Origin of the sequence: Streptomyces sp. S.PNR 29 (genome assembly GCF_030386795.1) — a bacterium.
GTDB lineage: Bacteria > Actinomycetota > Actinomycetes > Streptomycetales > Streptomycetaceae > Streptomyces.
In genome coordinates this window covers 270875-284205 of sequence record NZ_JANUQM010000007.1, presented here as the reverse complement: position 1 = coordinate 284205, position 13331 = coordinate 270875, and the positions used below count along the sequence as shown (strand labels likewise).

Below are 13331 nucleotides of genomic sequence, written 5' to 3'. Positions count from 1 at the left end.
CGCCGCCAGCGGGGCAACCACCGTGTGCCCGGGCACGACGCCGCCTGGGTCAGGGCGTCCGCGCGTGCGGCGAGCAGGGGACGCCGTGCGCCCGGGGGATGGTGGTGACCGTGCTGCTGGACGGTCTCGCGAGCAGCTCCCAGGCCGACCTGATGGCGGCGATGAGCGGCCGTGCGCTGTACCGACTCCGGTACGGCCGCCGCGGCGGGGCCCAGTTGCAGGGCTCGGTGGAGATCGGCGGACGGGCAGGGACACAGGCACTGGAGGTGACCCATGAGGCTCCGGAAGGACAGGAGTATCGCGCTGGTGTCGGCCGTCCACTGCTCCTTGCCGAGCATGTCCGCGTCTGCTGAGCGCCCGTCACATCCTCTAGACGGCGCAGCTCACGGAGAGGTTCGGCGATGTGCACGGGCATCGGACCGTCCAGGCCGACCGGCGTGCCTCTGAGTGTGAGGGACCCCGCCTCGCATCCCCGGGCCACGGACACGATCCGTGCCGCCGGACGCGGCGAGTACGCGGGCGACCACTGACAACGGGGGGTCCGCCGGTCTCCTCCCGTCACTCCTTCGCGAGGTCCGGCACCAGCCCGCACAGCGCCTCCCGCTGCTCCGGCCCCATGAACCGGGCCAGCGCTTCGGTGACCGTCTCGGCGAGGGCGCCGGAGGCCTCCGTCAGCAGACGCCGGGCCTTGTCGGTGAGCGCCACTTCGACGCCCCGCTTGTCGCCGCACACGGACCTGCGGGTGACGAGCCCGGTGTGCTGGAGGCAGGCGATCTGGTAGGTGAGCCGGGTCTTGGGGCGGCCGAGGAGTTCCGCGATCCGGGTCATGCGCAACGCCGACTCCGGCTGCTCGGCGAGCAGGCACAGCACCAGGAACTCGTCGTGGGAGACGTCGAGCCGTTCCTTGACCACCGACCGCAGCCGCTGCTCCACGGCCCCTGTCGCGGCCAGCAGGAGCATCCAGGCGCGCAGCTCCGGCGGCAGCAGTCCGCCGCCCTGTGCGGACGGGCATTCGGGCTGGTCGGTGGGGTGCTCGTCAGGGGCGGCCATGGCTCCGAGTCTACCTGTCGTCCAATTTTGGAGAAGCGGGTTGTTCAGATTTGGATTAACCGCTAGCGTGAGCTCACCAAGCTCATCCAAATTTGAACGACCGATGTGTACGACCGAGATGTCAGGAGAACGATCATGACCGTCGCCGTGGAAACCGGCCTGTGGCAGCTCGACCCGGCGGCCTCCGCCGTCGCCCTCCAGCACCGGACGATGTGGGGCCTGGTCACCGTGAAGGGCGCCTTCGCCGCCGTCAGCGGCCGGGGCGAGGTGCGGCCGGACGGGTCCGCCGTCGGCACTCTGACGCTGGACGTCGCCTCCCTCGACACCGGCAACGCCAAGCGCGACAAGCACCTCAGGTCCGCCGACTTCTTCGACGCCGACCACCACCCCGAGATCACCTTCGCGGTGCGCGGCGCCGAACTCCGTGACGGCGACGCGGTGCACGTCATCGGTCAGCTGACCGTCCGCGGCATCAGCCGGCCCCTGTCCCTCACCGCGCGTCTCGCCGGGGCGGACGCCGACGCCCTGACGCTGGAGGCCGAGTTCACCGTGGACCGCGAGAAGTTCGGCATGGGCTGGAACCAGCTCGGCATGATCCGCGGCCTGACCACCGTCACCACCGCGCTCCGCTTCATCCGGGCAGCGGCCTGACGGCCCGGCCGGCACGCTCCACGGCCGCCTGGACGTCGGTGCTCGACAACGTCTGGGGCGAGGCCGTGAAGGCGCGCAGCCGGATCCGGGTGCCCGGACGGGGCACGCGGTACCTCCCTGCGGGGGGTACGAGGTCGTAGCGGGCCGTGGTGTGCGCCGGGAGGGTGGCCGGGCCACGCGTGATCGCCCAGTACGGATCCATGCCCTGGCCCGCGGTGAGCGTGAAGTGGGGGCTCAGGGCGCGGTCCGAGGTGTTCGTCACCCGCAGCGCGAGCAGGGACACGGTGCCCGCCGACGGCCGGTGCACGGAGGTCACCTGCATGCGCAGCGGCGGCGTCCCCGTCACCGCCAGGGCGGCGCTCGTCAGGGCCGGGGAGAGCAGCAGCAGGGTCGCGGCGGCCCGCGCCGGGCGGCGGTGCGGGCCGGACAGCGGACGCGGGCGCGGCTGCCACGCCGTGGCGAACTCCGACGCGGGCGCGGTGATCGCGGCCGCCAGCCAGAGCGGGGTCATCATCAGGTAGTAGCCGTCCTGCGAGCGCGTCGCCAGATAGAAGGCGAGCCACGGCAGGACGGTCGCCGCCGGCCCCAGCCGCCGTACGAACATCACGAACAGCGCCGTCAGCGCCGCGGCCAGCAGCAGGCTCGCGCGGGAGTGCCAGTCGAGCCGGTCGCTGCCGTTCGTGAAGTAGAGGGAGACGCCCACCAGTCCCTGGCCGTGCAGCACCGCGCCCTGCGTCAGCGGCAGCGCGATCCCGGTGAACCAGGGACGGGGTTCGCTCACGATGAAGTACGTGTTCAGCAGCAGCCACACGGTGGCGGCGACCCCGGCGACGCGCAGCACCACCGACGCCGCTCCCCGCGCGCCCAGCTCCCCGCGGCGCACGGCGTAGATCCCGGCCAGCAGGAACGGCGCGACGAACCACGGAAGTTGCTGCGCCGCGCACGCCGCGCCCAGGCACGCCGCCCGCGCCACCCCGGCCGCGCCGAGCCGCCCGCCCGCCCCGATCCGCGGCCAGCGCACCACCACCGGAATCAGCAGCGCCAGCGCCAGGATCGCCGGGTAGCCGAGCCGGCCGTACGTCGGCAGGAACCCGAAGCCGAGGCACGCCATCGTCGCGGCCGACCGCCAGGGCGCCGGCAGCATCCGCCACAGCGTGACCGTCCCGGTGACCAGCGCGGCCGTGCTCACCGCCGTCGCCGGGGCGCCGCCGTGCCCCAGCCACAGCAGCGGCGCGGTCAGCAGCGGGGCCAGCGGGGGATAGCCGTACGTGAAGTCGTATCCGCCGGTCACCGTCGGTGTGAGCGCGACGCCGTGGCCGAAGAGCCAGGGCCACGGCTGTCCGTAGACCGGGCGGCCCATGACCAGTTCCCGGGCGGCCTGGGTGGTGAGGTCCGCCTCGTCCGAGCCGCCGTGCAGCACCGTCCACGCGCACAGTGTGAGCGTCACGGCGGTCACCAGCACGCACAGGTCCAGCCGTGCCAGTGACCGGGCCCGGCGGACGGTCAGGGCCAGCACTCCGCACGCCAGGATCGAGGCGTAGCAGACCGAGATGACCGCGGCCACCGCGAGCCGGTGAGTGGCCGCCTGCGCCCACACCGCGCGCGTGCCGACGAACAGGCTGATGTCGGCGAGCAGGGTCAGGACGCGGTGCCACTGGGCGGGGGAGTCCGGGACGGCGAACGGTGCGGGCTGCGTCCGCCGGCGGGGTGTGACCAGCTGCGTTTCTGCCAAGAGCACGGCACCGGACGCTAATCGTGCCCGGTGAGGGGGGTGCCGCCGGAGGTGAAGAGTCCGGTGTGAAGCGAGTGAGAGCCATGATCCGGTACGGATCGGACATATCCCCGGTATCTTGCTCCCCGCGTGGCGTGAAGCGGTGGGTGGGGCGGTCGCGCACCGTGTCGCTGTTGGGCCGAACGGGTGACATGGCGTAAGAATTGGCTGGTGCAGGCAGAGAAGGCGAGTGGGATCGGGGGGAGCCGGTGAACAGCCACGATGTCACCGATGAACAGTGGGAAGGGCTCGCCCAGGTCGTGCCGTTGCGCGGCCGTGACGCCTGGCCGTCCTCGGTGGGCCATCGCGCGCTCCCGGAGGCGGAGACGGAGACACGCCGCCGTTTCGTCGTCCTCAGGGTCAACGTCTTCGCCGACGCCCGCGAGGTCGCCGAGACCCTGATGGCGGGCATACCCGTCCTGCTCGACCTGACCGGCGCGGAGACGGACGTCGCCAAACGGGTCCTGGACTTCAGCACGGGCGTCGTGTTCGGCCTGGCGAGCAGCATGCACCGCGTCGACCGCAACGTCTTCCTGCTGACTCCGGCCGGGACCGAGGTCACCGGGCTCATGGAACAGGCGGGCGTACCCGGGCCGTGAGCGGTGGGCGTCCCGCACCGTGGTGGGGGCGTCTGCTCGCGAACGTCCGGGCGAGGTCGCCGCACCGGGGCAGGCCTCGTCGGCGCGTTGCCGCGCCGGTCCCCCGATCGTAGGAAGGGCGCGAGGACGGAACGGTTCGCCTGGCGAGGCCGGTCCTACGGTGCGGATATGACTCTGTCATCCGCGCCGGCCGCCCCTCCGCTGCCGTGTCCGGCGCTCCCCGGGGACGGCGAGTGCCACCCGGACCGGCCGCGCGTCACCGAACTGCGGCTGTCCGCCTTCGCCCGGCACCGGCGCGCCGGGTTCCCGCTCGGGCCGCTCACCCTCTTCGCCGGTCCCAGCGGCTGCGGCAAGTCCAGCGCCCTCAGGGCCTACGAGGCCCTCGCCCGGCTCGGCGGCGGCGCCCGGCTCGACGAGGTGTTCCCCGACCCGGTCGCCTGTGTGCCCGACCGGGCGCGGCCCGACGCGCAGCGCCGCCGCGGCTTCCGCATCGGCTGCACCGCCGACGGGCCCGAGGGCCCCGTCCGGCTCGACGTCGCCGTACAGGCCGAGCCCTGCCTGCGCATCGTCGGGGAGCGGTTGACGGCGGACGGGCTGGTCCTGCTGCAGACCGCCCTGCGCGATCCGGGCCGGCGCGCCGTGCAGGCCGAGTGGCACACGGCCGGATCCTCGCCGGTGACCCGCGCCCCGCTGCCGGACGACCGGCTCGGCACCGCGCTGCTGCCGCTGCGCGTCGCCGGCAAGACGGACGGACAGCGCCGGGTACTCGCCGCCGCCGAGCAGATGGTGGTCGCCCTGCGTTCCGTCTTCGCCTGCGATCCACGGCCCAGCCGCATGCGGGACCCGGTGCCCACCGGCTCGGGGCGGCTGCTCCGCGGCTGCGACAACCTCGCCGACGTCCTGTGGCGCACCCGCACCGAGTGCCGGCGGCGGCACGCGCAGCTCGTCGCAGCGGTACGCGCCGGGTGCGCCGGCCCGGTCGCCGACGTCCTCGCCGAGCCGCTCGCCGGCGGAGCGGTCCATGCCCTGCTCGACCGGGGCGACGGATTCCGCACCGGCCTGGGGCGGCTGGGCCACGGCGAGCTGCGCTACCTCGCGCTCGCGCTGGTGCTGCTCACCGGCTCCGGCGTGCTGGAGGTCGACGCGGCCGCCGAGGTTCCCGCCGCCCTGCAGACGCTCACCGTCCTCGCCGACGGCTTCGACCGGGGACTGGACCCGGGGCAGCGGGCCGAACTGCTGCGGCTGGCCGTCCGGATGTGCGCACGGGGGCACATCCGCCTGGTCGGCGCGGTGAGCGACGCGTCGTGGGCCACCGGGACGGACGGGGTCACAGTGGTACACCTGGAGCCGTGACCGACCCTCAGCGCGAACCCCTTGACGTGGCGAAACTCCAGCGCAGGCTGGCCGAGTTCGCCGCCGCCCGGAACTGGCAGCCGTACCACACCCCCAAGAACCTCGTCGCCGCGCTCAGCGTGGAGGCCTCCGAACTGGTGGAGATCTTCCAGTGGTTGACGCCCGAGGAGTCGGCGCGCGTCATGGACGACCCCGGCACCGCGTACCGCGTCACCGACGAAGTGGCCGATGTGCTCGCGTATCTGCTCCAGCTGTGCGAGGTGCTCGGCATCGATCCCCTGGCCGCGCTGGACGCCAAGATCGACCGGAACGAGCGGAGGTTTCCGGCGCCGGGAGAGCGTGACGCGTAGGCGGACCGGCGCCGAACGCGGGGATCGGAAAGCTCCGTTATTACTCTCCGTGTTCAATTTCGGGCCCGAAATCGATTTGTTGTCCGCAGATTTCCGTCTTCCTCTGGCTTTTCGCCTCACGTGCCTTCACTCTGGGTAGTGGACAACGGAGTTCGGGCGGACGTGTGGGCGAGCGCACGTCGTGACAGACGGGGACAACGCATGGACGCGGTGTGGCTCATCGTGACGAGCAGAAGTGCCCTGGCCGCCAGTGGCGACGTGCCGGGGACCCTGGCGGAGGTGTGGCAGGCGCAGGCCCTGGCGCAGGCGATCGGGAGCCGTCTCGCGGTCTCCGGCCCGCCCGAACTGCGTGGCGAGGCCCTGGGGTTGACGGAACTGGCGGGGCGTGGCTGCGGTGTGCTGGACACACCGGAACTGGCCCCCGGTGAACTGCGCGCCGCCCAGCTCACCGAGCTGGGCGACGCCCGCCAGGCCCTGACACGCCTCGACGGCCTCCTCGGCGAGATAGGCATCGCCCTCGTCGCCATCGCCTGCGCGGCGGACGACGAGGGCACGTACTGGCAGTGCATGGAGGCCATCGACGCGGCCGACGAGTCGAGGGACCGTGTCCTGGAGATGCTGCGCAGGCTGGCGGACCGGGAGCAGATGGTGCCGGAGCGGGAGGCGGGTTAGGCCCTGCCCGGGCGAGGGCCTCCCTCGCGTCCCCCGCCGCGGAGGGGGCGCCCCCCGGCACCCGGCGCCCGTGTTTCGTCGGCCGCGTCGATGGCCTTCGCTGCCCCGCCGACGGGCCCGAGGGCCCCGTTCGTCTGAGCGGCCGACGGTCGCTGCGCGCCCCCGGCCGACCGCAGATCCGCGCCCAGAGCCGACAGGTCCGCGTTCAACGCCGCCATCAGCTCCTCCATCTGCTCCAGCAGCCCCTTCGGCCGTCCTGCTGCGGCGCCCCCGCCCTGCTGCGGCACGGTCTCTTCCGACATGACGTTCTCCTCGGCCCCCGGCCCCCCGGGGAGGCCTGCGTGGGTGGCGCTCCGGCGGTCACCGCCCGGCGCGGGTGCCGGGCGGTCCGGCTCCGCCCGAGCCAACGATCATGGCCGGGGCCGGTCACTGGCCCGGTCACGGCCCGGGCGGGGGGTGACGGGATTTCACCCGACGGGGGACGACGGGGGCGGTCCGGGGTGGCCGGGGCGCGAGCGTGCAGGATGGAAGTATGGATCTGCGCATCTTCACCGAGCCCCAGCAGGGGGCGACCTACGACACCCTGCTCACCGTGGCGAAGGCCACCGAGGACCTGGGATTCGACGCCTTCTTCCGCTCCGACCATTATCTCCGCATGGGCTCCGTGGACGGCCTCCCCGGCCCCACCGACGCCTGGATCACCCTCGCCGGCCTCGCCCGCGAGACCAAGCGCATCCGGCTCGGCACGCTCATGACCGCAGGAACCTTCCGCCTCCCCGGCGTACTCGCCATCCAGGTCGCGCAGGTCGACCAGATGTCGGGCGGCCGGGTCGAACTGGGCCTGGGGGCGGGATGGTTCGAGGAGGAGCACACGGCGTACGGCATCCCCTTCCCGAAGGAGAAGTTCGCCCGCCTCGAAGAACAGCTGGAGATCGTCACCGGACTGTGGGCGACGGAGGTCGGCAAGACCTTCGACTTCCACGGCACGTACTACGACCTCACCGACTCGCCCGCGCTGCCCAAGCCCGCGCAGGAGAAGATCCCCGTGCTCGTCGGCGGTCACGGCCCCACCCGTACCCCGCGGCTCGCCGCGAAGTACGCCGACGAGTTCAACATGCCGTTCGGCTCCGTCGAGGAGAGCGAGCGCCAGTTCGGCCGGGTGCGCGCCGCCGCCGAGGAGGCCGGCCGCAGCGCCGACGACCTGACGTACTCCAACGCCCTCGTCGTCTGCGTCGGCAGGGACGACGCCGAGGTGGCCCGCCGCGCCGACGCGATCGGCCGCAAGGTCGACGAACTGAAGCTCAACGGACTGGCCGGCTCCCCGGCCGAGGTCGTCGACAAGATCGGCCGTTACGCGGAGGCCGGCTCCCAGCGGATCTACCTCCAGGTCCTCGACCTCGACGACCTGGACCACCTGGAACTGATCTCCTCCCAGGTCCAGTCCCAGCTGTCCTGACCGCAACGGCCGACCGCCGAACAGCGGGCCGAACGGACACGGCACGTCGTGACCGCACAGCCCCCAGGGCCACCGTCCCCTGGGGGCTGTGTTTGTTCGGTGGACGCGGCAGGCAGCCGCCAGATCTCCGTGCGGTCACGGTCCACCAGGGCTCGTCCGGCGGATCATGGGCCGGGCCAGGGCCGGAACGAGGCGAGGGCCGGCCCGTGCCCCAATCGTGTTGACCGCCCGCGGCAGGCAGTGCTGGAGTCGGCACGTGGACAGCATCCCCGCCAACCGGCGGTTCTGGAACCGGATCAGCAGCGCCTACCAGCACGAGCACGACCCGCGAATCGGCGCCACACCCCGGCTGTGGGGCATGTACTCCATCCCCGACGCGCACCTGCACGCCCTGGGCGACGTCACCGGCAAGCGCGTCCTCGAACTCGGCTGCGGCGCCGGCCAGTGGTCCAGGGCGCTCGCCGCCGAGGGCGCCACCGTGGTCGGGCTCGACCTGTCCGACGCCCAACTCGCCGCAGCGGCCCGCGCGATGGGAGCGGACCGCTACCCGCTGGTGCAAGGCGCCGCCGAACAACTCCCCTTCGCCGCCGACAGCTTCGACCTGGTGTTCTGCGACTTCGGTGGGCTCAGCTGGGCGCCCCCGCACCTGGCCGTCCCGCAGGCCGCACGCGTCCTGGTTCGAGGCGGGCGCCTGGTGTTCAACGTCGCCAGCCCATGGTTCGAAGCCTGCTACGACGAAGCCGCCGGCCGCGTGACCACGACGCTGCAGCAGGACTACTTCGGGCTGAACACCATCGCCGAAGACGACGGCGCGACCAGCTATCAGCTCACCTACGGCGACTGGGTCAAGGTCCTGCGCGGCGCGGGTCTCATCATCGACGACCTCATCGAGCCGCGGCCCGAACCCGGAACACCCAACGGCTACAACGAAACCGACCCACCCGACTGGGCACACCGCTGGCCGGCGGAACTGCTCTGGGTAACCCACAAACCGTGAGTTCCGCCGCGCCGAGACGTGAAGGCATCCCCTCGCCGGACAGGCCCTGGCCCGCTGGAGCAGGGTCCCGGTAGTGCCGGATCGACGATCTCTCGTCCCGCACCCGGGCGAACCGCTTGGAGCGTCTGTGAAGACCGTGATCCACACCCTTCAGCAGCTGTCGGGTGAGAGGCAACGTCCCGACGCCGAGACCGACGAAGTGCGCGCGCTCCTCATCGCGGCGACGGCCGCGTGAACGACGCCCTCCCTGACCGGAGCGAAAATCCCGGGGTGTGCTCAGCGGGTTCCCGGTACGTTGTGCGGACGCGCCGACGACAAAGCGCGTTCGTCCCCTGCGTACTCGCAGCGCAGAGCGCAATTCGAGGTTGACCCACAGTGTTCCTGACCATCAGTACCACCGGCACGCCAGAGCGCCCCGCGACCGATCTGGGTTTCCTGCTGCACAAGCATCCCGACAAGGCGCAGGCGTTCTCCACCTCCTACGGCACGGCCCACGTCCTCTACCCGGAGGCGGACGCCGAGCGCTGCACGGCGGCGCTGCTCCTCGAGGTGGACGCGGTGGCGCTGGTCCGGCGCGGCAAGGGCAAGGGCCGGGGCGGCGCACCCGACGCGGCGCTCGCGCAGTACGTCAACGACCGCCCGTACGCCGCCTCCTCGCTGCTCGCCGTGGCACTGAGCGGCGTGTTCTCCAGCGCGATGCGGGGCGTGTGCAACGCCAGGCCGGACCTGCCCGCCGAGCAGAGGCCGTTGCGGATCGAGGTGCCCGCCCTGCCCGCGCGCGGCGGCCCCGACCTCGTGCGGCGCCTCTTCGAGCCGCTCGGCTGGACGGTCGTCGCCGAGCCGGTGCCGCTGGACGCCGAGTTCCCGGAGTGGGGCGACTCGCGGTACCTACGGCTCGAACTGGAGTCCACAGACCTCACTCTCGCCGAGGCCCTGCGCCACCTCTACGTCCTGCTCCCGGTCCTCGACGACGCCAAGCACTACTGGGTCTCCTCCGACGAGGTCGACAAGCTGCTGCGCGCCGGTGAGGGCTGGCTGCACGAGCACCCCGAGCAGAAGGTGATCACCAGCCGCTATCTGTCCCGTCGCTGGTCGCTGACCCGGCAGGCGATGGAGCGGCTGGAGCTGGTGCGCCTGGCCGAGGCGGACGACAGCGAGGTCGAGGAGATCGACAACGCCGTGGAGGCGGAGACGGAGGCCGAGGAGAAGCCGACGCCTCTCGCCGTGCAGCGGCGCGACGCGATCCTCGCCGCGCTCCGCGACCGCGCGGCCACCCGGGTCCTGGACCTCGGCTGCGGGGAGGGGCACCTGGTGCAGGCGCTGCTCAAGGAGCCGCGGTTCACCGAGATCGTCGGCGTGGACGTGTCGGTGCGCGCGCTCACCATCGCCGCCCGGCGTCTGAAGCTGGACCGGATGGGGGAGCGGCAGGCCTCGCGCGTGAAGCTCTTCCAGGGGTCGCTGGCGTACACCGACAACCGGATCAAGGGGTATGACGCCGCCGTGCTCAGCGAGGTGATCGAGCACCTCGACCTGCCCCGGCTGCCCGCCCTGGAGTACGCGGTGTTCGGCTCGGCCCGCCCCCGCACCGTCGTCGTGACCACGCCGAACGTCGAGTACAACGTCCGCTGGGAGAGCCTCCCGGCCGGACACGTCCGGCACCGCGACCACCGCTTCGAGTGGACGCGCGAGGAGTTCCGCACCTGGGCGGAGGCGGTCGCCGGACGCCACGGGTACGGGGTCACGTACGTTCCCGTCGGCCCGGACGACCCCGAGGTCGGACCGCCCACGCAGATGGCCGTCTTTTCCCTGAACGCCGAGAAGGAGGCGAAGGCCGCATGACCACCGGGACCCACGTGAAGGCGCGCACCCTGCCGGTCACCGACCTCTCCCTCGTCGTGCTGGTCGGCGCCTCCGGCTCGGGCAAGTCCACCTTCGCCCGCAGGCACTTCAAGCCCACCGAGGTGATCTCCTCCGACTTCTGCCGCGGGCTGGTCTCCGACGACGAGAACGACCAGAGCGCGACCCGGGACGCCTTCGACGTCCTGCACTACATCGCGGGCAAGCGGCTCGCCGCCGGCCGCCGTACCGTCGTCGACGCCACCAGCGTGCAGCAGGACGCCCGCCGGCAGCTGATCGACCTGGCCAAACAGTACGACGTCCTGCCCATCGCCATCGTGCTCGACGTGCCCGAGGACGTGTGCGCCGAGCGCAACGCGGCCCGCACCGACCGGGCCGACATGCCGCGCCGCGTCATCCAGCGCCACACCCGCGAACTCCGCCGCTCCCTCAGGCACCTGGAGCGCGAGGGCTTCCGCAAGGTGCACGTCCTGCGCGGGGTGGAGGAGGTCGAGAACGCCACCGTCGTCACCGAGAAGCGGTTCAACGATCTCACCCACCTCACCGGCCCCTTCGACATCATCGGCGACATCCACGGCTGCTCCGCCGAACTGGAGGCGCTGCTCGGCAAGCTGGGCTATGCCGACGGCGTGCACCCGCAGGGCCGTACCGCCGTGTTCGTCGGCGACCTCGTCGACCGCGGCCCGGACAGCCCCGGCGTGCTGCGCCGCGTGATGTCGATGGTCGGGTCGGGCAACGCGCTGTGCGTGCCCGGCAACCACGAGAACAAGTACGGCCGTCACCTCAAGGGCCGCAGGGTCCAGCTCACGCACGGCCTCGCCGAGACGGTCGAGCAGATGGAGGGGGAGAGCGAGGAGTTCCGCGCGCAGGTACGGGAGTTCATCGACGGACTCGTCAGCCACTACGTCCTCGACGGCGGCCGGCTGGTGGTCTGCCACGCCGGTCTGCCGGAGAAGTACCACGGCCGCACCTCCGGCCGGGTCCGCTCGCACGCCCTGTACGGCGACACCACCGGGGAGACCGACGAGTTCGGGCTGCCGGTGCGCTACCCGTGGGCGGAGGACTACCGGGGCCGGGCGGCCGTCGTCTACGGCCACACCCCGGTCCCGGAGGCCACCTGGCTCAACAACACCATCTGCCTCGACACCGGCGCCGTCTTCGGCGGCAAGCTCACCGCGCTGCGCTGGCCGGAGCGGGAGCTGGTCGACGTACCGGCCGAGCGGGTCTGGTACGAGCCGGCCAAGCCGCTGCGCACCGAGGCACCCGGCGGGCACGACGGGCGGCCGCTCGACCTGGCGGACGTGCACGGCCGCCGGGTCGTCGAGACCCGGCACGCGGGCCGGGTGTCCGTCCGCGAGGAGAACGCGGCCGCGGCCCTGGAGGTCATGAGCCGCTTCGCCGTGGACCCGCGGCTGCTGCCGTACCTCCCGCCGACCATGGCACCCACGGCGACCTCGCACGCCGACGGCTACCTGGAACACCCGGCGGAGGCCTTCGCGCAGTACCGGGAGGACGGTGTCGCACGGGTGGTGTGCGAGGAGAAGCACATGGGCTCGCGGGCCGTGGCCCTGGTCTGCCGGGACGCCGAGGCCGCACGCAGGAGGTTCGGCGTCGACGGCCCCACCGGGTCCCTGTACACCCGTACCGGCCGCCCGTTCTTCGACGACGAGTCGGTCACCGAGGCCGTCCTCGACCGGGTGCGCACCGCCATCGGCGAGGCCGGCCTGTGGGACGAGCTGGCGACCGACTGGCTGCTGCTCGACGCCGAGCTGATGCCGTGGTCGCTGAAGGCCTCCGGACTGCTGCGGTCGCAGTACGCCGCGGTGGGCGCCGCCTCCGGGGCGGTGTTCCCGGGTGCGCTGGCCGCGCTGGAGAGCGCCGCCTCCCGGGGCGTCGACGTGACGGAGCTGCTCGGGCGCCAGCGCGGACGGGCCGCCGACGCCGCCGCGTTCACCCAGGCGTACCGGCGCTACTGCTGGACCACGGACGGCCTGGACGGCGTGCGCCTGGCGCCGTTCCAGATCCTCGCCGTGCAGGGCCGCAGCCTCGCCGGCCTGCCGCACGACGAGCAGCTGGCGCTGATCGACCGGCTCGTCGAGCACGACGGCAGCGGACTGCTGGGGACCACCCGGCGGCTGTACGTCGACACCGGCGACCCGGAGTCGGTGCGGGCCGGTGTCGACTGGTGGCTGGAGATGACCGGCCGCGGCGGCGAGGGCATGGTCGTCAAGCCCGTCGGCGCGGTCGTGCGCAGCGAACAGGGGCGGCTGGTGCAGCCCGGCATCAAGTGCCGGGGCCGCGAGTACCTGCGGATCATCTACGGCCCCGAGTACACGCGCCCGGAGAACCTGGCCCGGCTGCGGTCCCGGTTCCTGAACCACAAGCGGTCGCTGGCGATCCGCGAGTACGCCCTCGGCCTGGAGGGCCTGGACCGGCTGGCGGACGGTGAGCCGCTGTGGCGGGTGCACGAGGCGGTCTTCGGTGTACTGGCGCTGGAGTCCGAGCCGGTCGACCCCCGCCTGTAGCGAAGCGTTCCGGCCGAGTGTCCCGACCCTGGGGCACTCGGCCGGACTTC

The 13331-nt window shown here is 72.6% G+C and carries 13 protein-coding genes; 10 read left to right on the top strand and 3 right to left on the bottom strand.

All coding sequences use genetic code 11. The features are described 5' to 3' along the window. Positions 1-104 precede the first annotated feature (104 nt). Positions 105-353 carry a hypothetical protein gene (locus tag NW895_RS20860; RefSeq protein WP_289937264.1) on the top strand — a complete coding sequence of 83 codons (249 nt, stop codon included), beginning with the start codon at positions 105-107 and terminating at the stop codon, positions 351-353. 205 nt (positions 354-558) lie between these two features. On the opposite strand, the gene NW895_RS20855 is transcribed toward NW895_RS20860, so the two are convergent. Beyond that, positions 559-1050 carry a MarR family transcriptional regulator gene (locus NW895_RS20855; RefSeq protein ID WP_289937263.1) on the bottom strand — a complete coding sequence of 164 codons (492 nt, stop codon included), beginning with the start codon at positions 1048-1050 and terminating at the stop codon, positions 559-561. Positions 1051-1185: 135 nt separating this feature from the next. Between NW895_RS20855 and NW895_RS20850 the strand changes: the two genes are divergently transcribed. Next, positions 1186-1701 carry a YceI family protein gene (locus tag NW895_RS20850; protein ID WP_289937262.1) on the top strand — a complete coding sequence of 172 codons (516 nt, stop codon included), beginning with the start codon at positions 1186-1188 and terminating at the stop codon, positions 1699-1701. Here NW895_RS20850 and NW895_RS20845 read toward each other — a convergent pair. After that, a complete protein-coding gene (locus NW895_RS20845) occupies positions 1682-3433 on the bottom strand; it encodes a hypothetical protein (RefSeq protein ID WP_289937397.1) in 1752 nt (583 codons plus the stop codon). The two genes, NW895_RS20850 and NW895_RS20845, sit on opposite strands and share 20 nt — an antisense overlap. A gap of 248 nt (positions 3434-3681) precedes the next feature. Between NW895_RS20845 and NW895_RS20840 the strand changes: the two genes are divergently transcribed. The 4 genes from NW895_RS20840 (at position 3682) to NW895_RS20825 (ending at position 6446) form a co-directional block, all read left to right on the top strand. Further along, the gene (locus NW895_RS20840) at positions 3682-4071 is read left to right on the top strand and encodes a cell division protein SepF (RefSeq protein ID WP_289937261.1); all 390 of its coding nucleotides are present in this window, start codon (positions 3682-3684) and stop codon (positions 4069-4071) included. Between the two features lie 168 nt (positions 4072-4239). After that, a complete protein-coding gene (locus tag NW895_RS20835) occupies positions 4240-5424 on the top strand; it encodes an ATP-binding protein (RefSeq protein ID WP_289937260.1) in 1185 nt (394 codons plus the stop codon). Then, on the top strand, positions 5421-5774 hold the full coding sequence (locus NW895_RS20830; RefSeq protein WP_289937259.1) for a nucleotide pyrophosphohydrolase: 354 nt from the start codon (positions 5421-5423) through the stop codon (positions 5772-5774). The genes NW895_RS20835 and NW895_RS20830 overlap by 4 nt, the downstream gene beginning before the upstream one ends. 201 nt (positions 5775-5975) lie before the next feature. Continuing rightward, positions 5976-6446: a DUF6099 family protein gene (locus tag NW895_RS20825; protein ID WP_289937258.1), complete on the top strand. Its 471-nt coding sequence runs from the start codon at positions 5976-5978 to the stop codon at positions 6444-6446. On the opposite strand, the gene NW895_RS20820 is transcribed toward NW895_RS20825, so the two are convergent. Beyond that, positions 6443-6748, bottom strand: a complete 306-nt coding sequence (locus NW895_RS20820; protein ID WP_289937407.1) for a hypothetical protein — start codon at positions 6746-6748, stop codon at positions 6443-6445. The genes NW895_RS20825 and NW895_RS20820 overlap by 4 nt on opposite strands. 230 nt (positions 6749-6978) lie before the next feature. Here NW895_RS20820 and NW895_RS20815 point away from each other — a divergent pair, with 230 nt between their 5' ends. The 4 genes from NW895_RS20815 (at position 6979) to NW895_RS20800 (ending at position 13281) form a co-directional block, all read left to right on the top strand. Next, positions 6979-7902 carry an LLM class F420-dependent oxidoreductase gene (locus tag NW895_RS20815; RefSeq protein ID WP_289937257.1) on the top strand — a complete coding sequence of 308 codons (924 nt, stop codon included), beginning with the start codon at positions 6979-6981 and terminating at the stop codon, positions 7900-7902. 256 nt (positions 7903-8158) lie between these two features. Beyond that, the gene (locus NW895_RS20810; protein ID WP_289937256.1) at positions 8159-8899 is read left to right on the top strand and encodes a methyltransferase domain-containing protein; all 741 of its coding nucleotides are present in this window, start codon (positions 8159-8161) and stop codon (positions 8897-8899) included. A 375-nt stretch (positions 8900-9274) separates the two neighbouring features. Further along, the gene (locus NW895_RS20805; protein ID WP_289937255.1) at positions 9275-10738 is read left to right on the top strand and encodes a 3' terminal RNA ribose 2'-O-methyltransferase Hen1; all 1464 of its coding nucleotides are present in this window, start codon (positions 9275-9277) and stop codon (positions 10736-10738) included. Next, positions 10735-13281 carry a polynucleotide kinase-phosphatase gene (locus NW895_RS20800; RefSeq protein WP_289937254.1) on the top strand — a complete coding sequence of 849 codons (2547 nt, stop codon included), beginning with the start codon at positions 10735-10737 and terminating at the stop codon, positions 13279-13281. Before NW895_RS20805 ends, NW895_RS20800 begins: the two co-directional genes overlap by 4 nt. Positions 13282-13331: the final 50 nt, after the last annotated feature.